Genomic DNA, 21,872 nt, shown 5'->3' on the forward strand with positions numbered 1-21,872 from the left:
CGTCGTCGCCATCTGCTGCAGCAACTCCCGCAGATGCGTGCACCCCACGGTGCCGCCGACCGCATGGGTCGCCTCCCGCAGGAACCCAGCCTTGATCTGCATGCCCTTCAGCCGGACAAAGTTGGGCGCCGCGGCCGGACACGCCGCATACGGGGTCTTATCGCTGACCGCCTCCACCCCCTGGATGATCATTTTTTCATCCACCGTCAGGCGCAGCCACATGTCGTGGACCGGGTCGCCAATATCGATATAGCCACGGTCGAAATTGGTCTGCCCAAAGCTCTTCACATCGGTCAAATGCGCCTCGATGTCGAAGCATCCGTCGGCTCGGCGATACCCGTTGATCTCGATGGCACGCGTATGCAGACGCTCGCGTTCGACGGGCTGGCTCAACGGCATGCCTGACTCCTAAACGGTCGTAAATGGGACGGTCGTGGACAGATATTGCGATGCAACATGCCTCTATGACATCCCAGCCACGGCATTGCAAAGCCCGTTGACGGCATGACAGCCACGCGCCCAAATCCACCGCCCAGCATTTGATTTTTCAAGAAATGGATCGTTTCCGACAAGCGACCCGCCGTTCAGCACAGATTTCTTAATTCGTGTTCATTTACGATCCCAAATTCCTGCTGGCGGCGGCCAATAGCCAGTTGACGCGAAATGCAATCGGCGCATGTTCCCGCCCGCACGCTGGAAGAACGTGTGTTGATCCGGATCAATGGTTCCCGGTATGCGTCTACGTCAGACGCGCCGATCGGCTTTTCCCCGGGTTTGGCGAACTGAGGGCTCACGTAGGATGAATGCGTTCAAGGACCACTGCCGCCGCTCCCTCGATTCGATCCGCGATCAGGGCCGCTACCGCATTTTCACCCCGCTGCAGAAGCGCGCCGACGGCTTCCCCTACTACCTGAGACCCGACGGCTCCCGAGTCCTCGTGTGGTCGTCCAACGACTACCTCGCCATGGGCGGCCACCCCGTCCCGGTCAACGCGGCGTGCGAGGCCGCCCAGACCATGGGCGCCGGCGCCGGCGGCACCCGCAACATCAGCGGCACCAGCCCGGTGCACGACGCGCTAGAGGCCGAACTCGCCAACCTGCACGGCAAGCAAGCCGGCCTGCTGTTCACCTCCGGTTTCGTGTCCAACCAGGCGGCGCTGTCGACCATCCTGAACAGCTTCCCCAACGGCCCCACCCATCCCTGGCAGGTCTACTCCGACGCCAAGAACCACGCCTCCATGATCGCCGGCATCAAAGGCTCCCGCGGCGTCGTCAACATCTTCCGCCACAACGACATGGCGCACCTTGAAGCCCTGCTGCGTGCCGCCCCGGACGGGTCACCCAAGCTGATCGCTTTCGAGTCAGTCTATTCGATGGACGCCGACATCTCTCCCATCAACGCGATCTGCGACCTGGCCGACACATACGGCGCCATGACCTACCTCGATGAGGTCCACGCCGTCGGCATGTACGGCCCCAATGGCGGCGGCGTGTCCGAACGCGACGGCGCCGCCCACCGGGTCGACATCATCGAGGGCACACTGGCCAAAGCCTTCGGCTGCCACGGCGGCTACATCACCGGCGACGCGGACGTCATCGACTTCATCCGCTCCACCGCCCCCGGCTTCATCTTCACCACCTCACTGCCGCCGATGACCGCCGCCGCCGCCCTGGCCAGCGTGCGCCACGTGCGCACCGACCACGCCCGCCGCACCAAACTGTTCGAACGCGCCGACGCCCTGAAGGCCCGCTTCGACGCCGCCGGCCTGCCGCGCATCGACTCCGTCAGCCACATCGTGCCGCTGCATATCGGGGAGGCCTCGCTTTGCATGGATGTCAGCCAGCGCCTGCTGAAGGAATTCAGCATGTACGCCACCCCCATCAATTACCCCACGGTACCACGCGGCGAAGAACGCCTGCGCTTCACCCCCGGCCCCCTGCACACCGACGCCATGATGGACGAACTGGTCACCGCCCTGACCAAAATCATCCCCCTGGAACGGCGCCGAGCGGCGTGATCGGTTGTCGTAGGAAGGCCAGGGCTCTGCCCTGGACCCGCAAAGGGGCCGACGGCCCCTTTGATCCCATTAATTGGGTGTGTGGTCAGGAGGGGGCGACTGAGACGTTGCAACCCGCACCTAGCCCCCTCCTGACCACCCACCCAGTACGGAGTTCCAAGGGCGGTCCGCCCTTGGCGGGGTCGAGGGGCGGAGCCCCCGCCTTCCTATGATCACCGAACTCGGCCACTTCGCGCTGATCCTGGCGCTGTTTGTCGCGGTCATTCAGTCGACGGTGCCGTTGATTGGCGCCGCGCGTCGCCATCTGGGGTGGATGGCGGTTGGCCGGTCGTGTGCCCTGATCGGGTTCGCGCTGACGGCGCTGTCGATGCTGGCGTTGATGCACGCCTATGTCACGTCGGACTTCACGGTGATCAACGTCGTGGAGAACAGCCACACCGACAAGCCGCTGCTGTATCAGATCACCGGAGTCTGGGGGAACCACGAGGGTTCCATGCTGCTGTGGGTGTTCATGCTGTCGCTGTGCGCGGCCGCAGTGGCGCTGTTCAGCAACAATTTGCCTCCGGCCTTGCGTGCCCGCGTGCTGGCGGTCCAGGGCATGATCGCGGTTGGATTTCTGCTGTTCATCCTGCTGACATCCAACCCGTTCCTGCGCACGTTTCCGCCGCCGCCGAACGGTCAGGGCCTCAATCCGGTGCTGCAGGACCCTGGCCTGGCGTTCCACCCGCCGTTTCTCTACCTGGGTTATGTTGGGTTTTCGGTGGCGTTTTCCTTCGCCGTCGCCGCGCTGATCGAGGGCCGGGTCGATGCCGCCTGGGCCCGCTGGGTGCGGCCGTGGACGCTGGCGTCGTGGTGTGCGCTGACAGTCGGCATCGCGATGGGGTCCTGGTGGGCGTATTACACGCTGGGCTGGGGCGGCTGGTGGTTTTGGGACCCGGTCGAGAACGCATCCTTCATGCCGTGGCTCGTCGGCACCGCGCTGATCCATTCGTCCATCGTGGTGGAAAAGCGCGACACGCTGAAATCCTGGACCATCCTGCTGGCGATCATCACCTTCTCGCTGTCGCTGGTCGGCACGTTCCTGGTGCGATCGGGCGTGCTGACCTCGGTGCACGCCTTCGCCACCGATCCGCAGCGGGGCATGTTCATCTTGCTGCTGCTGGTCGTCGCCATCGGCGGATCGCTGACGCTGTATGCCATACGAGCACCGGCGCTGAAGGGCGGCGGCCTGTTCGCGCCGATCTCGCGTGAGGGTGCCCTTGTCCTGAACAACGTGCTGCTGTCCTGCGGTTGCGCGACGGTATTCCTAGGCACGCTGTATCCGCTGTTCCTGGACGCCGTGGGCGGCCCGAAACTGTCGGTCGGGTTCCCATTCTTCAACCGCACCTTCGCCCCGATGATGGTGCCGATGGTGATCGCGGTCGGGATCGGCCCGATGCTGGCCTGGAAGCGCGGCGACATCCTGGGCGCGCTGCAACGCCTCTGGGTCGCCTACATCGCCACCGCCCTGGTAGTGCTGGTTGCGTTCTACGTCACCTATGGCGGGCCGGTGCTGGCGGTCCTCGGCCTGGGTCTGTCCGCTTGGCTGGCCACCGCCGTGCTGACCGAGTTCGCCGAACGCATCCGCCTGTTCCGAACCCCGTTTGGCGATAGCCTGCGCCGCGCCATCCATCTGCCCCGCGCCACATACGGCATGTCGATCGCGCATTTCGGCCTGGCAGTGTCGGTCGCCGGCTTCGCCGCGTCGGCCTGGGCGCAGGAGGCGATCCAGATCCTCCAACCCGGCGGCAGCATCGACCTCGCCGGCTACCACCTGACTTTGGAGCACGTCGACCACGTCCCCGGCCCGAATTTCTCGGCAGACGAGGCCTTCATTCGGGTCACCAAGGCCGGAGAATTCATCGCCGAGATGCACCCGGAACGGCGCTTCTTCCCGCTGCAGCAGCAGACCACGGGTGAAACCGCGATCCGCACCAACCTGCTCGCCGACCTCTACGTCGCGCTCGGAGACTCCGACACCGCCGGCGACTGGACCGTGCGAGTGTACTGGAAGCCACTGGTGCCGTGGATCTGGATGGGCGCCATCATCATGGCGTTCGGCGGCGTGGTCAGCCTCAGCGACCGGCGCTGGCGCGTGGGCGCGGCAGCCCGAGCCACCAGACGCGGCCCGCAACCGGTTCCCGCCGCAGGCGAGTAGAGCATGAAACGCCTGATCTATCTGCTGCCGCTGGTGGTGTTCCTGGTGCTGGCCGCCTATCTCGGCCGGATGCTGCAACTGACGCTGCGGCCGAACTACGATATCCACGAAATACCCTCGGCCATGATCGCGAAACCGGCCCCTGCCTTCGACCTCGCCGGCCTGGCGGATGGCAAGCCCCTGGCGCTGGACGCGCTCAAGGGCCACCCGTTCGTGGTGAATTTCTTCGCCTCCTGGTGCGTGCCGTGCCGCATCGAACACCCCCTGCTGATGCGCCTGGCGACCGAGAATCACCTGCCGATCTACGGCATCGACTACAAAGACAAACCGGCAGACGGCGCCCACCTGCTGGCCACCTTCGGCGACCCGTACCGCCTGGTCGGCATGGACCGAGACGGCAGCGTCGGCCTGAACTTCGGCGTTTACGGCGTCCCCGAGACCTACGTCATCGACAGCACCGGCATCATCCGCAAACGCTTCGTCGGCCCCCTGACCGCCGAGCAGGTGGACAAGGAACTGCTACCCCTGCTGAAGCAGTTGGGTCAGACATGAGGATCCTGTCCGCCCGACACGCTCTCTCCGCCATGGCCCGACACTCCCTCCTCGTCATGGCCGAGCACCCTCTCGCCGTCATGATCCGGCACCGTCCCCTCCCCGTCATGGCCGGGCGTGTCCCGGCCATCCGCGCTTCATCGGCTGGTACCGCCGCAGTCCGGCACGCTCTCACCGTCATGGCCGGGCGCGTCCCGGCCATCCGCGCTTCATCGGCCGGTGCGAAGATGGCCGGGACACGCCCGATCATGACGGGCAAACCGCGGCAAGCCCACCCCCACGGCCACCGGCGCATCCCACTCCTCCCCATCGCCCTCGCCACCACCCTCCTCCTAGCCGCCACCCCCACCCACGCAGTCGAACCCAGCGAACGCCTGGCCAACCCCGTCCTGGAAGCCCGCGCCCGCACCATCAGCGAGGGCCTCCGCTGCCTCGTCTGCCAGAACGAGTCGATCGACGAATCCGGCGCCGACCTCGCCCACGACATCCGCATCTTCCTGCGCCAACGCCTGACCGCCGGCGACACCGACGCCCAGGCCATCCAGGCCGTCGTCAACCGCTACGGCCAGTTCGTCCTGCTGAAGCCCCCCGTCGAACCCGCCACCTACATCCTCTGGTACGGCCCCCCAGCCCTGGTCGTCATCGGCCTGGCCGGCAGCCTGCTGTGGCTCCGCCGCCGCCAGCCCATTCCAGCCGACACCGCCCCCCTAAGCCCCGAGGAAACCACCCGCCTCGACGGACTGATGCAGGAGCACGACGGTTGATCCTACCGTTCCTGCTGGCGCTGCTCGCGTTCCTGGCGCTGCTGCCCATCCTCGCCCCGCTCCTCCGAGGCAGCCGGCCCACAGCCGCGCGCGCCACCTTCGACCAGGCGGTCTACCGCGACCAGTTGCGCGAACTCGACCGCGACATCGCCCGAGGCGTCCTCACCCTCACCGAAGCCGACGCCGCTCGGCTTGAGGTCCAACGCCGCCTGCTCGCCGCAGACAGGCAACCGACCGCCCCGCAGCGCCTGACCCGCAGCCCGATCCTCGCCATCATCGTCTTCATGTTCGTCGCCGCCGGATCCCTCGCCAGCTACCTATGGCTCGGTGCCCCCGGCATCCCGGACGAGCCATTTTCAGCGCGCCAAGTCGAACTGGCAAAGGCCAACACGCCATCGCCACTGGAACGCGCCACCGAAACCCTGGCGGAGAAGCTGAAACAGAACCCATCGGACGCAAACGGCTGGCTGCTGTACGGCCACAGCCTGGCGATGCTGCGCGAATGGGACCAGGCCGAGGCCGCCTACAGCAAAGCCATCGCCCTGGGCCAAAACAGCCCCGACGTCCTCGGCGACCACGCCGAAATCATGGTGATGCAAGCCGGCGGCACCGTCACTCCGGCGGCGGAAGCCGCCTTCCAGCAGGTCCTGAAAACCGATCCCAGCAGCGGCAGCGCCCACTACTACCTCGCGGTCGCCGCCATGCAGGCCGGCGAGCCACGCAAGGCCATCGAGGGCTTCCAGACGCTGCTGGCCCAACTACCCGAAGATTCATCGCTGCGCCCGCAACTCGGCCAGAAAGTGGCCCAGGCCGCGCAGGCCGCCGGCATCCCCGTGCCCGAACTGGCGAAAGGAACCCCGCCACCGGCACCCGGCCCCGACGCCAAGACGATGGCCGACGCGGCGAACATGCCCGACGCACAGCGGCGAGCGATGATCGACAGCATGGTCGCCGGCCTGGCCGCGAAACAGGCCGCCGATCCGGCCAATCTGGATGGCTGGCTGCGCCTCGGCCGAGCCTATGCCGTGCTGCATCAGGCCGACAAAGCCGCCGACGCCTACGACAAGGCGGCGGCATTGAAACCGGGCGATACCTCGATCCGCCTGCAGGAAGTGCGAGCGCTGCTGCAAGACCACGCGCCCACGGACAAACTGCCGCCTCGGGTGATCGACCTGCTCAATCATGTCCAGACGACCGATCCGGACCAACCGCTGGTGCTGTGGTATCTGGGCATCGCGGCCGCCCAGGACGCTCACCTCGATGACGCTCGGCGCTACTGGACCAAACTGCTGACCCTGGTGCCGCCCGGCAGTGACGACGCGCGCATGCTGCGTTCCGCCCTGGACGCACTGTCCGCGCATCGATCCGACCCCCAGACGCCACCCGGGGCTTCGCCCCAACCCGCGGCACACTAGGCGGCACGGGTCACCAAGCCTCATTCAAGGTGCAGCTTCCGGCGCAGAGCCTGACCCGGATCGGCGGACCCCGACGCGGGCAGATGCTGCATTTCCTGGGGCACACTGGCCGCGTTGCTCATCTGGTCGCGCAGGTCCTGTGTCAGCGCCCTTGCATCCTGCTGGTCGTGGATGACATGCGGCGTGATCAACACCAGCAGCTCGGTCCGGGTACGCTGGTTGGACTGCTGGCCGGCCAGGAAACCCAGCACCGGGATGTCCTTCAGCCACGGAATGCCCTGGTTGCTGCGGCTGACGTTATCGGTGATCAGCCCGGCCAACCCCACTGTCTGCCCATCCTGCACAACCACGCGGGAAACGACCTGCCGTTCGTTGAACGTCGGTGAGTTGATCCCCGACGTGCCCGACACGGCGGTGGTCGATGTCGCGACACTGCTGACCTGCTGCTGCACATCCAGCGTGACCAGGCCACCGCTGTTCACGCGCGGCGTCACCTGCATGATGACCCCGGTCGGCTGATAGTTGATCGAGTTGGTGACGGCCGAGTCCGCGGTCAGCGTACTGGTCGTGGTGCCGGTCAGATAAGGCACCAGGCTGCCGACCATCAACGATGCCTGCTGGTTATCCAGCACCATGATTTCGGGCGACGACAGCACATGCACGGTGGTCACCGCCTGTAGCGCGGACAGCACGAACGGCGCCCCGCCCGACCCGGTGCCGCCCACGACGAAACCCGGAAAATTCGTGTTGAGCTGGGAGGCAACCAGCCCCGCCGGCCCCAGCGACTGCGACGCCCCGCTCAGCACGCCGTTCACCCCGCCGGAGCGGAAAAACCATTGCGTGCCGTATTGCAGCGCGTCGTTCAACGTCACCTCGGCGATGGTGGCGTCGATGCGGACCTCCAGCGGCAGGATATCGACCTTGTGCAGCATCGTTACGACCGCCTCCTGCTCCCGCGGCGTCGCATAGATCATCACGGCATTGTTCTGCTCGTCTGGAATAATCCGTATCCCATCCGAAACGTCAGCATTGTTGCCGCCGTTCAATCCACCCAACAGCGGGCTTGCATCCGCCGCTGCCTGCTGTGTGCCGCCCGAGCCCGCGGCCGGCGCGTTGTTCTGCGTCCCCACCCCCTGCGCACCACCGACACCCGAGCCGGTGCCTGGCGCCGCGCCGCCGCCGATCCCGCCGGACAGGCCGCTCAACGATGACGACGCACCGCCGCCGCCGCCCGTCTGGCCGGACATCAGGCTGTTCATCGCTGCCGCCTTATGGCTGCTGGGCCGCGCCGTGACATTGTTCGGCGTGTAGGCCTGCTGCAGCAGGTACGCGACATCGTCGCTATGACTGTTCTGCAGATAGTAAACGTGCCAGTTGCGCACCGTTTCCTGCCAGGTCCGCGCGACCATCGCGTAGATCCGGCGCGAGTCGTCGATGTAGCGCTGCTGGCTCGACACCAGCAGCACACTGTTCATCCGCTCCATCGGCATGGCGCGCACGACCCCCGCCAACGGCTCGCCACGCTGGCTGCCGAACGCGTCCATCAGGGCGGAGGCGAAATCCTTCGCGCTGCCCGCGGGGACCGGCAGCAACGCATAGGACTGTCCCGCCAGGGCATCGACGTCGAACGCCTGCACCAGGCTGACAAGCGCCTCCCGGGCACCGGGCTCGCCACCGACGATCAGGGTGTTGCTGCCGCCGCCGGCAATGATCTTGGCGTTGTTTCCGGCGTACGGTTGCAGCAGCTTGGCGAGATCCTCGGCCGACGCGTAGCGCAATCGCACGACAACGCTTCCCGCGGCCGCGCTGCTACCGGCCAGCGCGGGTGCGGCCGCGGCCCCGGCCGGCACGACGCGATACAGCGAACCCGATTGCAGCAACGCCGCCCCGCTCTGCGCCAGCATCGTCTGCAACGCAGCAAGCAGCTCCGTCTGGTCGAGCGGCCGGACCGTGCGGAACGTCGCGGTGCCATGCACGGTTGGATCGATCGCGTAATTGACCTTCAGCATGGTGCCAAGGATCTGCGCCACCACCTCCCGTATGTCAGTGTCGGCGAAATTGAGCACGACGTTCCCCGTCCCGCCCCCGTTCGGCACACTCACGGCCGTTCCCGGTTTCGTTCCATATGAAACCTGTGCCGGCAGCATCGCGTCCGGGACGCCGACGCTGCCGTCGATCCGCGGGGACGCCGCGCCGGCCGAACTCGAAACCGGCGGCAGTGGCTCCAACGCAGGGTTCACCGCCGGGGCGCAGCCCGCGAGTGCCGTCAAAGCCGCCAGCGTCGCCGGGAAACATCGGTTCACGTTGCATTATCCTACGCGATCGGCCCGATATCGGTCCTCGGGACGGGTAAGCCGGATGCTCCGGCGGGGTAGAAATCCATGAAAACGGCCAGAATCGGCTGCCGGACGCCGCCACCAAGCTCAAACCCGTGCGGACCCCTCTAACCCAGGTCGAACGGACAGTCGGCGCTCAGGTCAGGCCACGTCATGGCGGGCGATGTCCGGAATGGACGAACATCATGGTTGCCGAACGAATAACCTGGGCCTGATATGCCTGGTTGAGGACGGGTGTGTGGGAATGGTAGTCGCCGATCGCACGCAGCAGATCGCCCCGCGTCTCCACCAGATAGGAATGGAGAATAAGGCCGGCGGCCGCGATGTTGAAACACGGCTGGTCAAGCAGGCGGCCGCGTACATCCGCCTCGCTCAGGTGGGTCAGATGGGACAGCGGCGATATCCAAAGCGTGTTGACCTGCATCACGCCGAGATCCTCGGACCCATCGGTATTCCGATGCACGACCCCGACGCCGCCCCCTTCCACGGCCTGGATCGAGGGCAGCACGCGTGGCGGAAGATGATACGCTGAGGCGACGAGAACCATGCAGGTCACAAACGGGATCACAATGGCTCTACGTCCTCTGTCCGGCGCGAAGATCATCCACGAAGACCCATCGTCTCGCGGGGCGGCGGTGCCAGGTGCATTCCATTCAGGCCGTATATCGCAGCCGATGTCCGGGGAAAACCGCTCGTTCTGTAGTGAAGACAACTTGTCACCAGACTGACACTTGCCGCGCTGCGCTTGCCACGCCTACAGGGACGCCGCCAATAGGGGGTCATTCCGGTTTACTATGCGTGACAGTCCGGTGTTATTTCGAAAAGCAACCGAATCCCGCGACCAGGGATTTACCCTTCTGGAACTTCTTGTCGTCATCGTGATTCTCGGGTTGCTGATCGGCCTGGTCGCGCCGGCGGCATTGCGCCAGCTTGGCGGCGCCCGCGTGTCGGTCGCCCACCAGTCGATCGAACGCCTTTCATCGGTGCTTGATCTCTACAAGCTGGACGTCGGACTCTATCCGACGACCGAACAGGGCCTAGAGGCGCTGGTCGAGCGTCCGGCGGATGTCGAGGCGTGGAATGGCCCCTATCTGAAGGGCGGCAAGGCCCCGGCCGACCCCTGGAATCACCCGTATGTTTACAGCAGCCCGTCAACCCGAAGCGGCCACGATTACGACCTGTGCTCGCACGGACCGTCAGGCGGTGACGCGGGGCAGGACATGATCTGCAACCCGTAATGCCAACCGCCGTTGCGTCCGGATTCTTGCCTCCCAGCCTCTCTTACAAACCCCGTCCACCCGCAACTCTCATCGTGACCACGTCAGTATCCGATAGCTCGGCCCACCATCCGTCACGCCGATCCGAACATCCGCATGGCGAGTGAACCGGGCTCCATTGGGCCCACCGGCCGTCGCCGTGATCGCGATCGTGCCGGAGGACGATGCGGGCGTGCCCACGATCTGGCTTCCGGCGACATCAGCCAGCGCCGCCGCGACGGCCGGGTCGGCCGCACCCGGCTCCGGAGCACCCATGTTGTAGATCGACAGATGCGGCGCCAGCCGAACCAGCATGTCCGGCGTCATTCCCAACACATCCCCCAGTTCGGCGATGCTTTGGAACGGCTGCCCCGGCGGTCCGTAAGGCTTCCCGGCCGCGCTGTATTGCGAGGCCTTGGCGCCCCCGGGTAAGGCGGTCGCGTTGTCGCTCCGCCAGTCCACGATGGCCGCCGCGAGTGTCTCGGACGTCCCCTCGGCGACGCCCACGTGCCGCAGCAGCGCCTGCAACAGGGATGGCGGCGCGGTATTCGGGTTGACCTTCCCCGCCTCATTCTCCACCCGGATCCGCACCCGGCCACGGACCATGTCACCGAATGCCAACGGCTGGCCGGACGTGGCCAGCGCATGAAAAACGACGTCGTAGATCGCACCGTCCGCTTCCGCCTGAAGCCGGGCGTTTTCCCGCAGATTGCCGGCCAGTTGCGCCTCGGTACGTCCGGTTCCGGCGATGCCGAAGACCAGCAAGGCCAGCAGGACCATCGTCCAGAGCACGATCAGCAGGGCAAACCCCCGTTCTCGGTGCCTCAGCCGTCCCCCTCGGTCCAACAGTGCCGGACTCACCGCGCGATGCCGGCGCGGATCGAAAACGCATCTGACCCGTTTTCGGCGCGGGTCACCGATGCGACGAAGGCGGGATCCTTGATGACCGGGCTGGCGGCCAGTACGCCGATCAACCTCGCCGCCGCCCTCGACTCGCCGGTGATCTCCAGCCTGCCCGCGCGTATGGTTAGACCTGTCAGGAACGTGTCGTCGGGCAGCGCGGCGGTGACGGCGGACAACACGGCCAGCGGATCGCCGACACGGCCGTGCTCCGCGGCAACCAGGGTGGCGGCCGAGGACGCACGTGCGATCCGCGCCCGCAGCGTCTCCGCCAATCGCACATTCGGCTCCAGCGCACTGATCCGGCTTTCAACGTCCGCTCGGGCGATGGATTGCAGGGCACAGGGCAGCACAATGGCAGCAGCGGCCAGGACCGCGATTCCGCCAAGCCCGATCCGCAGATTGCGCTGCCGTCGTTGCCTGGATGCCGCCATGTGTCCGAACGGGATGATGCGCGCCGCACCCGATGGTGTCGCAGCCTCCAGCCAGGACGCGGCGATGCCGAACGCCTCAATCGCCGCGGTCAAGGACGGCACGGCGGCTTTCGGCACGAAGGAAAGACGGACATGCAGGCGCCGTCGGTCCCGATCGCGCCGTATGACCGACGCGACCCAGAACAGTTCCTCGGCAGCGAACGGCGTGATGCTGTCCATCTCGTAGCGCAGCACGCTCGCCAGGTCGGCTTCCGCCGCGAGCGGCAATGCGAAGGTCCGTTCGAGCAGCACATCGCCGGGAACCTGCACGGCGATCGGATACCGCCGGTCGAGTTTCCGCAGGATGGATCGCGCCTGGTCCGTCCCTGCCGCATCCAGCGCGAAATGGCCGAGCACCGACTCCGTCCCCGCGCGCCGTGTGCTCAGGCGGATCGTCGGTGGCGCCGCTTGCGGATGCCCATCCATCGAAACGACGCAGGCATCCGGCGCACCGTCGGTTCGATTGCGCATGGCCGGTGGGATCAGGTCCAGCATCTGCCTGATCCACCAGCTCGGAAGGTCGTTCAGCATGAAGGCGGCATTGTCATGTTCCGTATGGCTGACGCATCGGGGCCACGATGATCTCCGGCCAGTGGCGCGGGTCGCCCTTGGCAAACGCGATTCGTATGCGCACCAGCGCCGGCAGCGATGAATTGCTCCAGTGCGCCACCCACTGGCCGCCGCCATTTGATGACGGTTCCCAATAGGCGAATTCGATAGGGTCGACACCGCCGAGAATCGCGCTGTCGGTCGCCCGGGGCGGTGGTCCAAACCGCACCGCATGCAGCCTGGGCGTCCATCGCAGCACCAGCCGATGCGCGCCGTCCACCAGCAGGACGGCATCGATCGGCTGCGCATCCAGCCCGGTCGCGCCGTTCGGCAGGATCGTCGCGAAACCCAGGCTGTGTTCGGCGCCCGCCACCATCGTCGGCTGATCGCTGCTGCCGGGGTCCATCTGTTCGATCAGATTGCGCAGGACACGGTCGGTGGTTTCCAGCCCGTCGCGTGCATCGATCGTGCGGGTCTGCATGGCTCGGGCGTGCAGGCCGAACCGCACGCCCTGGCTCAGGCCGATCATCACGAACCCGAACACCACCAGGGCGACCAGGATTTCCAGCAGCGTGAACCCGCGCTCAGCTCGCGTCATGGACCCGGCCGCGTCGCGGCGCCGAGGCGCTCGCTATCGAGTTCCACAGACCGCCGGCTGCCGTCCACCCACGACACGGCGACGCTGACGGCATACAGCGCGGTCAATGCGGTCGTCCCGAGCGGGGTGATTCGCTCCCGCCAATGGAAGCCCTGCCCATCATCACCCTGGCGGTCGCCTGCCGTCAGGCTGCCCGCCGTCAGCGCTGCCAGGCGCGACTGTGCTCTGGTCACTGCTTCCTCGTACCGGCCGGCGATCTGCGCCGAACGCAGTCCCTCCAGCGTGCCATGGAACAACACACCCAGCGCGAGCGCGGCGATCACGAACGCAACCAGCACTTCCAGCAAGGTGAACCCGCGCTCAGCCCGCGCCATCGAGGCTCACCCGCCCGGTCAGCCAGTCGACCAGGACCAGCCGCACAAATCCCCCCTGCCCCAGCGCGATTCGCCCACCGTTGGAACTGCCGTCCGGCGCGAACCGGATGGCGACGATGCGGCCGGTGGCAGGCTGGCCGGTGAACGATGCCGCGGCGACGCCGACGCCGCGCGGCAAGGTCTCGACGGGTGAACCGTCGATCCGCAGGGCATGCGCGGCGATGTCGAGCGAGACGGAAACCGGCTGATCCAGCGCAATGGCCCGCGACCGTGCCAGGCGCATCGCCTGTGCCACCTGCCGCGCCGCCACCCGCGCATCCAGCGCCGCGCTGTGCATCGGACCGCGCGCCATCACCAGGCCAAGCGTCAGGCCCAGCACGACCAGCACCACGATCATCTCGATCAGCGTGAAGCCCGCCGTGGGGTGGCCTTTCACGGCAACGCCGAGGTCAGTTCGCGAGGTCATTGAGGCTCAACATCGCCAGCAGCAGCGATGAGACGATGGCCGCAACAGCGGCGCCCATCACGATGGTGATCGCCGGCACCAGCAGCGAAACCAGCCGCTGCACGCCGATCCGGGTCTTTTCCTCGTGGATTTCCGCGGCACGCAGGGCCATTTTTCCGAGTTGAGCGGTCTCCTCGCCCAGCCGCAGCAGGTAGATCGTGCGGCGTGGAAACACGCCGGACTCGCCCAGCGGGCCGGCGAGTCCGGCTCCCCCCTTGGCGGACGCCGTGGCGCGATCGATCGCCTGCACCCCCGCGCTGTTGCCGACAGTGTCGCGGACGATGGCCAGGGCGCCGATCAGTGGAACGCCGTTCAACACCAGCGTTCCCAGGGTCCGGCTGAACCGGGCGGCGACGATGTCGCGGGACAGCGTGCCGATGACCGGCAGCCGCAGCAGCCACCGGTCCACCAGCAGCCTTGGCGCCGGCATGCGCAGCGCCTGCCGCGCGGCCACACACAGCGCGGCCAGCAGCAACAGGATGTAGATCCCGTCCTGTGAAACAAAAGCGCCGACGGCGATCAGGATCTGCGTCGGACGGGGCAATGCCACGCCGTTCTGCTCGAACAGCGGTACGAACTGGGGCAACACCTCGGTCAGCAGCAGGGTGATCGACCCGATCGCCGCGACCATCAGCAACGTCGGGTAGATCATCGCGGACTGCACCGTGGCGGTCAGGGCGCGCTCACGCTCCAGCAGCGTGGCGAGCCGTTCGAGAATCGCCGCCAGCGTGCCGCCGGCCTCCCCGGCTCGGACGAGGCCGACATAAAGCCGGGAAAAACTGCCGGTATGCCGGGTCAGCGCGGCGGCAAGGGAACTGCCGTCGCGCACTGCCTGCCTGATCTCGTCCAATACCCGTGCAACGCGCGGATTAGGAGCAGTTTCCACCAGGAAACGCAGCGCCCGGTCCATGTCCTGGCCAGCGTCCAGCATGATCGCCAACTCGCGGGTGATATTCGTGACCTCCTGGCGGCTGAGGCCTCGACGGCGGCCGAATTCCATGGTCAGCAGGTCGCGGATCGAGAACCCCGGGGCGGCCGGCTCCACCCGGGCCGGAACCTGGCCTTGCCGCCGCAGTTGCAGGATGACGGCGGCTTCGTCCGCAGCGTCAGTGGTGCCTCGGACCAGTTCCCCGGTTGCGGTTATGGCGCTGTAGCGGAACGCTGGCATCACGCCTCCGAACGGATGCTGCGGGTCAGTTCTTCCAGCGTCGTTGTGCCGGCCAGCACCGCATCCAGACCGGCATCGAACAGCGTGACCATGCCGGCCTCGACCGCGATCCGCTCGACGTCCGCGTGGCCGGCGCCGGCGAAGATCGCCCGTTCCAATGCGACGTCAGGGCGCAGGAATTCCGCGATCGCCAGGCGGCCCCGATAGCCTGTCCCACGGCATTGCGGACACCCCGTGGCGTGCCACAGCCGCACCGGACCGCCGTCGCAGCGCCGTTCCAGCCCGAAGCGGCGGATCAGTTCGGGGGACGCGTCTTGCTGCCGCCGGCAGTGCGTGCACAGCCGGCGCACCAGGCGCTGGGCCAGGACGCCACGCAGCACCGCCGTCAGCAGATAGTCCTCCACGCCCATGTCGCGCAGCCGGGTGATGGTGGCGGCGGCGGAGTTGGTGTGCAGGGTCGAAAGCACCAGATGTCCGGTCAACGCGGCCTGCACGGCGATCTGCGCGGTTTCCAGGTCGCGGATTTCGCCGACCATGATCACATCGGGGTCCTGCCGCAGGATGGAGCGCAGCAGGCTGGCGAAGGTCAGGCCGATCTGCGGCTTCACCTGGATCTGGTTGACGCCGCGCAACTGGTATTCGATCGGGTCCTCCACGGTGACGATCTTGCGCGCCGCGGAATTCAGTGACAGCAAGCCGGTGTACAACGTGGTGGTCTTGCCGCTGCCGGTCGGGCCGGTGACCAGCACGATGCCGTTCGGCAGATCCAGGGCTTCGTTCAGCCGCCCCACCACGTTTTGCGGCAAACCGAGCCTGGCATAGTCGAAGGTGACGGTGCTGCGGTCCAGGATACGCAGGACCACGGTTTCCCCGTACAGCGAGGGGATGGTGGACACGCGGAAATCGATCTCGTGGCCGCGCACCGCCAGCTTGATGCGGCCATCCTGCGGCAGGCGGCGTTCCGCGATATCCAGCCTGGCCATGATCTTGATCCGCGATGTGATCGCGGCGGTCAGGCGGCCGGGGGGCGACTCCGCCTCCGACAGGACGCCGTCATAACGATACCGCACACGCAGGCGGTCCTCGAACGGCTCGATATGAATATCGGATGCCTGGGTTTCCACCGCTCGGGCGATGATCTGGTTGACCAGCCTGATCACCGGGGCCTCACTGGCGAGGTCCTTGAGCCGCTCCGCATCCTCTTCCATCGGTTCGGCGTCGACGCTTTCGGGTTCGTCCCCGGTGGCGGAATCGCCTTCGGGATACAGACGCTCGAACGCGGCCTCCAGCTCGATCGGGGTCGCGATCCGGATGGCGACCGGCAAGCCGGCGGCGGCGGCAACGGATGCCGGAACGAAACTATCGAGCGGATCGGCCACCGCCAGGGCCAGTGTGCCGTTGTCGATTCTCAACGGCAGGGCGCGGACGTTGCGCAGGAACCTGGCGCCGAGGCGTTCGGGAAACAACGGTTCGCCGGCGGGGTACTGATCCGCGGCGACCAACGGAACGCCCAGCGAGATCGCATAGGCTTCCGCCAATGCGCGTTCCGCCACGATACCCAGGCGGATCACCACGATGTCCAGCCGCTGCCCGGTTTCGGCCGCCACGCGGCCCGCGCGCTCGATCGCCTTCTGGTCGCAATGGCCACCGGCGATCAGATGGTCGATAACGCGATTGATGGCGTCGTCGCCTGCGTCCACAATCGTATCTACGCTGATACCCGTCACATTTGCGTAACCTTCGCCAGCCCGTTGACCAGCGGGCGAATTGTCCGAAAGCGGGTGCCATGGCAAGTGACAGGCATGTTGCAGTCGCGTGTCCCTGCCAGCGATCGCGAAAGGAAGTGCTTGCTTGACCTCCTTGTTCCTGCCGGTCCTTGCAGCGCCGTTTGTCGGCAGCTTTCTCGGCGTGCTGATCGCTCGCCTGCCGGCTGGGCTGCCCATCGCCATGGCACGATCGCACTGTGAGACATGCCGACGGACGCTGGCGCCGTTCGATCTGGTGCCGCTTCTCAGCTACGCCGCATTGCGAGGCCGCTGCCGGACCTGCCGCGCGCCGATCGACGGACAGCACCTCGCGATCGAGCTTGCGGCCCTTGGCGTGGCGCTGTGGGCGTTGACGGTGGATGCGGAACCGATCCGACTGTGGATCGATTGCGGATTGGGCTGGGTGCTGCTGGCGTTGGCATGGATCGATTGGCGGCACTTCCGGCTGCCGGACGTGCTGACGCTGCCATTGTTGTTGGCCGGCCTGGCAGTCACCTGGCTGGAAGCGCCAGAGGACGTGACGGACCACGCCATCGGGGCAATCGCCGGCTATCTGGGTTTCCGCACAATTGCCTTGATATACCGCGCGGTTCGCGGGCGGGACGGATTGGGCCAGGGCGACGCAAAGCTGCTCGCGGCGGGCGGCGCCTGGTTGGGATGGATGGTGTTGCCGCAGGTCATCCTGATTGCCGCGATCAGCGGCATCGCCGCCGCCCTGGCCTCCACCATCGTCCGGCACGGCCGGCTGAGTGGCGCCGCGATGATCCCATTCGGCCCGAGCCTGAGCCTGTCGATCTGGATTCTGTGGCTTTACGATCCGAATGGCGGATGGATGTCCTTCTACATGTGATGGTTTCCAACGAAACCGCCATCGCCCTGGCGTCGCGGCATATCACGACACGGTCCGGCATCAGTTGATTCGTCATGGCTCGGCATCTGTCGATTCGTCATGGCCCGGCGGTCAGTCCGGGCCATCCGCCCCAGTAAGATGCCGGACCAGATGACCCGCACTTCACTGACCCAAAACAAGGCCGATGGGTCAACGTCAACGGCCGCCAACATAAAATCGGACCACCGGGGACCGCCCGTGGAGCGAGACCTGCCACGACTTTGTGATGACACGCTTCGCCTCCCGTTCCCTCCCGCCTCGGCCCATGACTAAATTCGCTATTGCGACGCATTCTCATTACTATCACACTTCCCTCCGCAACCTGGAGGTCCGCCCGTGGGCCAGATCGTCGCCTTCCCCATTCCGCCAACGCCCTACCCCGATCTCGCCGCCGATCTGGACCCGGCCGAGTGCGTCCTGCTGATCGCCATCCGGTCCTGGGTCGAATGTCACCGGCAGGACGAGGACCCTATCCCCCGCCTGTGCCTGGGTCTTGAAAGCACAGGTGCACCAGATGCCGCCTTCTCGGTCGACGGGCTGATGACGGTGGTGGCGCGCACCGTTGCCCGTCAGGTCGAAATCCATTGTCCGCACTGTCCGCAGCTATCGCTCGACGAAAAGAACCTCCTGCTGGCGGCCAGCCTGGCGCAGGCAGGCAACCGCCACCTGGCGGAAAAGGTGCTGCGGACGACGCTGCTGTCAGGTCAGGGGGCCGACTCCGCCATCGGCCCGCTGGAAGACCTCGGCGCGCTGTTCGCGGACGCCAAACTGTTCCTGCCCCGCCGCCGACTGCCCACCACGGCCCCATGCGGCGAGCGGGAGGCATGGTCCCCGCCGCGTATGCTGCATTGAACCCGTTCGAGGAGGTGCCCATGACGATCGTCCGCTCCCTTGGCGTCACCATCCTTGTCGCGCTGATGTCCGCCCATCGAGAGGCGGCGGACCGAGGCGGATATGACCAGGACACGATCGAGGCGATCGATGCCTATCTGTGCGGGAAGACGGAACGGCCGGCCGATCCGGCTATCGAACCGCCGCGATCATATAATTGACTGCCATGTCGCGTCCGGTCCGCCACTGACCGGTCAGCGGGTCGGCCAGCAGACCGGTGCTCAGGCCGACCCGCAACCCAGCCGAACGCAGCATCCCGGCCAGTTCCGCCGGCGTGATGAACGCTTTCCAGTCATGCGTCCCCACCGGCAGCATCCGCAGCACGTACTCCGCCCCAAGTTTACCGACGACCCATGACCGCCTGGTCCGGTTCAGGGTGGACAGCACCAGCACGCCACCGGGTTCCAGCAACGCGGCCAGAACGCGGACAAAGGCCGCGGGGTCGGGGACATGCTCGATCACCTCCAACGCGGTGATGACGGGGAAACTCCGGCCCTCGGACAGAAGGTCTTCCGCCAGGCAGGCGCGATAGGTCAGGTCCATCCCCTGCCCCTCGGCATGCGCCCGGGCGGCCTGGATCGCCTCGCCGGCGGCATCGATTCCCAGGACGGCGTGACCTTTCCTGGCCAGGGCCTCGGCCGCCAGGCCCGCGCCGCAGCCGACATCCAGGATCCGGGTCGGCCCGTGCAGCAGGGCCTCGATCCAGCCGATTCGGGCCGGGTTCATCCGGTGCAGCGGCTTCATCGGGCCGTTCGGATCCCACCAGCGCGACGCCAGGCGGTCGAATTTCCCGACTTCCTCGGCCGAGACGGTACCGCTGGTCATGGTTGCTCCTCTTGCCTGTCATCAGTATGTGTGCGCCCGCACATCAACTTGGCAACTGTTCATGGCCCGTATCGTGATGAAATTCGGCGGCACGTCCGTCGCCGACCTCGACCGTATCCGCAACGTCGCCCAGCGCGTGAAACGCGAAGTGGAGCATGGCAACGAGGTTGCCGTGGTCGTCTCCGCCATGTCCGGCGTTACCAACCAACTGGTCAAATGGTGCACCGAGCTGTCGCCGCTGCACGATGCTCGGGAGTATGACGCGGTGGTGGCGACGGGCGAGCAGGTGACGTCGGGGCTGCTGGCAATTTGTTTGCAGTCGATGGGCATCGACGCGCGTTCCTGGCAGGGGTGGCAGATCCCGTTGCGGACCGACTCGGCGCATGGGACGGCGCGGATTCAGTCCATTGAAGGGGCCGAATTGGTGCGGAGGATGGGCACCGGGCAGGTGGCGGTGGTCGCGGGGTTCCAGGGTGTTGCGCCGGATAATCGAATCGCGACGCTGGGGCGCGGCGGGTCGGATACCTCCGCGGTGGCGCTGGCGGCGGCTTTGAAGGCGGATCGCTGCGACATCTATACCGACGTGGATGGGGTTTATACGACCGACCCTCGGATCGTGCCGAATGCGCGCAAGCTGGCGAAAATAGCGTATGAGGAGATGCTGGAGCTGGCATCGGTGGGCGCGAAGGTCTTGCAGACCCGCAGCGTCGAGTTGGCGATGAACGAACGGGTGCGGGTGCGGGTGCTGTCCAGCTTTTCGGACGCGCTGGCGAATGACACCGAAGGCACCCTGGTGGTGGATGAGGACGAGATCGTGGAAAAAGAGAATGTGGCCGGGATCGCGTATTCTCGGGATGAGGCGAAAATCACGGTGACGCGGGTGCCGGACCGGCCGGGCATTGCCGCCGCCATTTTCGGGCAGTTGGCGGAGCAGAACGTCAACGTCGACATGATCGTGCAGAATGTTTCCGCCGATGGGACCACGGATATGACGTTCACGGTGGGCAAGGCCGATCTGCCTCGGGCGCGGGCGGCGCTGGGCGAGATCAAGGGGCAGATCAACTACACCGAGCTGCTGGAAGACCCGAATGTCGCGAAGATCAGCGTCGTGGGGGTGGGCATGCGAAGCCACTCGGGGGTTGCCAATACGATGTTCAGTGCGCTGGCGGACAAGGCGATCAATATCCAGGTGATCTCCACCAGTGAGATCAAAGTCAGCGTGCTGATCGCCGCGGAATATACCGAGCTGGCGGTGCGGGCGCTGCATACGGCGTATGGCCTCGATGCCTGATTTAGAAGCGGCGCGGGAGCGGCTGGACCGGCTTTGGGCTCGGGGGGCGGCGTTCTTGGGCTGCCCGTATGCGATTATGGGCGGGGCGATGAGTTGGGTCAGCGAGAAGACCCTTGTCAGCGCCATTTCCAACGCCGGCGGGTTCGGGGTGATTGCATGCGGGGCGATGTCGCCGGCGCAGTTGGCGGAACAGATCGTGGGGACTCAGGCGCTGACGGATCGGCCGTTCGGGGTGAACCTGATCACCATGCATCCGGAGCTGAATGACCTGATCCGGGTGACGCTGGAGGCTGGCGTCGGGCACATCGTGCTGGCGGGCGGGGTGCCTCCGGGGCCGGCGGTGCGGGCGGTGAAGGATGGGGGGGCGAAGCTGATCGCGTTCTCCCCTGCCCTGTCGTTGGCCAAGCGGCTGGTCCGGTCGGGGGCGGATGCGATCGTGATCGAGGGGTCGGAAGCCGGGGGGCATATCGGGCCGGTGTCGCTGACCGTGCTGGCGCAGGAGATTCTGCCGCATTTGAAGGATGTGCCGGTGTTCGTGGCCGGTGGACTGGGACGGGGTGAGGCGATCCTGGGGTATTTGGAGATGGGAGCTTCGGGGGCTCAGTTGGGGACGCGGTTCGCGGCTTCGGAGGAGTCGATCGCGCATCCGAAATTCAAGAAGTTCTTTGTGCATGCGAACGCCAGGGATGCGATGCCTTCGGTGGAGTTGGACCCTCGGTTGCCGGTGATCCCGGTGCGGGGGTTGGTGAATGATGGGACCCGGAAGTTCCTGGAGCACCAGGCGGAGACTCGGGACAAGCTGGTGGCTGGGGCGGTGACGAAGGAAGAGGCTCAGTTGCTGGTGGAACGTTTCTGGGCCGGGGCGCTGCGGCGGGCAGTGATCGAGGGGGATATCGAGACTGGATCTGTCATGGCGGGGCAGTCTGTGGGGATGGTTACTTCGGTGCAGCCGGTGGCGGAGATCATTCAGGAGCTGATTGGTCAGGCGGTTGGGGCTTTGGCGGGGCGGTAGGCAGATTTGTTTCTTATCGGAAGGATTCATGGTTCGTTAATATCCGCGGCGTAAGACCTTTCGGCGTCGGCACGAACGCCTAGGCAAGTCTTAT

22 protein-coding genes are annotated in these 21,872 nt (G+C 66.2%); 11 read left to right on the top strand and 11 right to left on the bottom strand.

Going from position 1 to position 21,872, the window contains the following annotated elements; all coding sequences use genetic code 11:
- Nucleotides 1-399, bottom strand: a 399-nt coding sequence (locus GSQ89_RS11400) for a DUF2889 domain-containing protein (RefSeq protein WP_158925098.1), incomplete at its 3' end; no start/stop codon positions are given.
- Nucleotides 400-799: 400 nt separating this feature from the next.
- Between GSQ89_RS11400 and hemA the strand changes: the two genes are divergently transcribed.
- The 5 genes from hemA to ccmI all read left to right on the top strand — a co-directional run bounded on the left by hemA (nt 800) and on the right by ccmI (nt 6,945).
- On the top strand, nt 800-2,017 hold the full coding sequence (hemA, locus tag GSQ89_RS11405) for a 5-aminolevulinate synthase (protein ID WP_158925101.1): 1,218 nt from the start codon (nt 800-802) through the stop codon (nt 2,015-2,017).
- 208 nt (nt 2,018-2,225) lie between these two features.
- Entirely contained in the window at nt 2,226-4,214 is a 1,989-nt protein-coding gene (locus GSQ89_RS11410; protein WP_158925103.1) for a heme lyase CcmF/NrfE family subunit, read from the top strand.
- Between the two features lie 3 nt (nt 4,215-4,217).
- The gene (locus GSQ89_RS11415) at nt 4,218-4,766 is read left to right on the top strand and encodes a DsbE family thiol:disulfide interchange protein (protein WP_158925105.1); all 549 of its coding nucleotides are present in this window, start codon (nt 4,218-4,220) and stop codon (nt 4,764-4,766) included.
- Nucleotides 4,767-5,014: 248 nt separating this feature from the next.
- Nucleotides 5,015-5,530: a cytochrome c-type biogenesis protein gene (locus GSQ89_RS11420; protein WP_158925107.1), complete on the top strand. Its 516-nt coding sequence runs from the start codon at nt 5,015-5,017 to the stop codon at nt 5,528-5,530.
- Nucleotides 5,527-6,945 (top strand): c-type cytochrome biogenesis protein CcmI, encoded by a 1,419-nt coding sequence (ccmI, locus tag GSQ89_RS11425; protein WP_158925109.1) that lies wholly within the window; start codon nt 5,527-5,529, stop codon nt 6,943-6,945. Before GSQ89_RS11420 ends, ccmI begins: the two co-directional genes overlap by 4 nt.
- 20 nt (nt 6,946-6,965) lie before the next feature.
- Here the strand turns inward: ccmI and gspD are convergent, their stop codons facing one another.
- Both gspD and GSQ89_RS11435 read right to left on the bottom strand, forming a co-directional pair.
- Entirely contained in the window at nt 6,966-9,248 is a 2,283-nt protein-coding gene (gene gspD, locus GSQ89_RS11430) for a type II secretion system secretin GspD (RefSeq protein WP_158925111.1), read from the bottom strand.
- A gap of 184 nt (nt 9,249-9,432) precedes the next feature.
- A complete protein-coding gene (locus GSQ89_RS11435) occupies nt 9,433-9,849 on the bottom strand; it encodes a lytic transglycosylase domain-containing protein (protein ID WP_371734242.1) in 417 nt (138 codons plus the stop codon).
- 226 nt (nt 9,850-10,075) lie between these two features.
- Between GSQ89_RS11435 and gspG the strand changes: the two genes are divergently transcribed.
- Nucleotides 10,076-10,519 (top strand): type II secretion system major pseudopilin GspG, encoded by a 444-nt coding sequence (gene gspG / locus GSQ89_RS11440; protein WP_158925113.1) that lies wholly within the window; start codon nt 10,076-10,078, stop codon nt 10,517-10,519.
- A 69-nt stretch (nt 10,520-10,588) separates the two neighbouring features.
- On the opposite strand, the gene GSQ89_RS11445 is transcribed toward gspG, so the two are convergent.
- From GSQ89_RS11445 to GSQ89_RS11475, 7 genes are read right to left on the bottom strand one after another with little or no spacing between them, the layout of a single operon-like run.
- Nucleotides 10,589-11,398: a general secretion pathway protein GspK gene (locus GSQ89_RS11445; RefSeq protein WP_158925115.1), complete on the bottom strand. Its 810-nt coding sequence runs from the start codon at nt 11,396-11,398 to the stop codon at nt 10,589-10,591.
- Nucleotides 11,395-12,441 carry a PilN domain-containing protein gene (locus tag GSQ89_RS11450; protein ID WP_158925117.1) on the bottom strand — a complete coding sequence of 349 codons (1,047 nt, stop codon included), beginning with the start codon at nt 12,439-12,441 and terminating at the stop codon, nt 11,395-11,397. Before GSQ89_RS11450 ends, GSQ89_RS11445 begins: the two co-directional genes overlap by 4 nt.
- Nucleotides 12,442-12,454: 13 nt before the next feature.
- Complete coding sequence (locus GSQ89_RS11455; protein ID WP_158925119.1) at nt 12,455-13,057, bottom strand: prepilin-type N-terminal cleavage/methylation domain-containing protein; 603 nt, start codon at nt 13,055-13,057, stop codon at nt 12,455-12,457.
- Nucleotides 13,054-13,431, bottom strand: coding sequence for a prepilin-type N-terminal cleavage/methylation domain-containing protein (locus GSQ89_RS11460; protein WP_158925121.1), 378 nt, complete (start codon nt 13,429-13,431; stop codon nt 13,054-13,056). Before GSQ89_RS11460 ends, GSQ89_RS11455 begins: the two co-directional genes overlap by 4 nt.
- On the bottom strand, nt 13,418-13,897 hold the full coding sequence (locus GSQ89_RS11465; protein WP_158925302.1) for a GspH/FimT family pseudopilin: 480 nt from the start codon (nt 13,895-13,897) through the stop codon (nt 13,418-13,420). The genes GSQ89_RS11460 and GSQ89_RS11465 overlap by 14 nt, the downstream gene beginning before the upstream one ends.
- Nucleotides 13,881-15,104, bottom strand: a complete 1,224-nt coding sequence (locus GSQ89_RS11470) for a type II secretion system F family protein (protein WP_158925123.1) — start codon at nt 15,102-15,104, stop codon at nt 13,881-13,883. The genes GSQ89_RS11465 and GSQ89_RS11470 overlap by 17 nt, the downstream gene beginning before the upstream one ends.
- Nucleotides 15,104-16,831 carry a GspE/PulE family protein gene (locus GSQ89_RS11475; RefSeq protein ID WP_254073171.1) on the bottom strand — a complete coding sequence of 576 codons (1,728 nt, stop codon included), beginning with the start codon at nt 16,829-16,831 and terminating at the stop codon, nt 15,104-15,106. The genes GSQ89_RS11470 and GSQ89_RS11475 overlap by 1 nt, the downstream gene beginning before the upstream one ends.
- 124 nt (nt 16,832-16,955) lie before the next feature.
- Between GSQ89_RS11475 and GSQ89_RS11480 the strand changes: the two genes are divergently transcribed.
- The 3 genes from GSQ89_RS11480 to GSQ89_RS11490 all read left to right on the top strand — a co-directional run bounded on the left by GSQ89_RS11480 (nt 16,956) and on the right by GSQ89_RS11490 (nt 18,811).
- Nucleotides 16,956-17,720: an A24 family peptidase gene (locus GSQ89_RS11480; protein WP_254073172.1), complete on the top strand. Its 765-nt coding sequence runs from the start codon at nt 16,956-16,958 to the stop codon at nt 17,718-17,720.
- Nucleotides 17,721-18,095: 375 nt separating this feature from the next.
- A complete protein-coding gene (locus tag GSQ89_RS11485; protein WP_158925125.1) occupies nt 18,096-18,611 on the top strand; it encodes a hypothetical protein in 516 nt (171 codons plus the stop codon).
- A 20-nt stretch (nt 18,612-18,631) separates the two neighbouring features.
- Entirely contained in the window at nt 18,632-18,811 is a 180-nt protein-coding gene (locus tag GSQ89_RS11490; RefSeq protein WP_158925127.1) for a hypothetical protein, read from the top strand.
- Here GSQ89_RS11490 and ubiG read toward each other — a convergent pair.
- Nucleotides 18,783-19,475, bottom strand: a complete 693-nt coding sequence (ubiG, locus tag GSQ89_RS11495; protein ID WP_158925128.1) for a bifunctional 2-polyprenyl-6-hydroxyphenol methylase/3-demethylubiquinol 3-O-methyltransferase UbiG — start codon at nt 19,473-19,475, stop codon at nt 18,783-18,785. The two genes, GSQ89_RS11490 and ubiG, sit on opposite strands and share 29 nt — an antisense overlap.
- Before the next feature lie 61 nt (nt 19,476-19,536).
- Here ubiG and GSQ89_RS11500 point away from each other — a divergent pair, with 61 nt between their 5' ends.
- Together GSQ89_RS11500 and GSQ89_RS11505 are read left to right on the top strand one after the other, a co-directional pair.
- The gene (locus GSQ89_RS11500; RefSeq protein ID WP_158925130.1) at nt 19,537-20,766 is read left to right on the top strand and encodes an aspartate kinase; all 1,230 of its coding nucleotides are present in this window, start codon (nt 19,537-19,539) and stop codon (nt 20,764-20,766) included.
- Nucleotides 20,759-21,778 (top strand): nitronate monooxygenase family protein, encoded by a 1,020-nt coding sequence (locus GSQ89_RS11505; protein WP_254073173.1) that lies wholly within the window; start codon nt 20,759-20,761, stop codon nt 21,776-21,778. The genes GSQ89_RS11500 and GSQ89_RS11505 overlap by 8 nt, the downstream gene beginning before the upstream one ends.
- The last annotated feature ends 94 nt before the right edge of the window (nt 21,779-21,872 follow it).

This window comes from Acidisphaera sp. S103, from assembly GCF_009765975.1.
Lineage (GTDB): Bacteria > Pseudomonadota > Alphaproteobacteria > Acetobacterales > Acetobacteraceae > Rhodopila.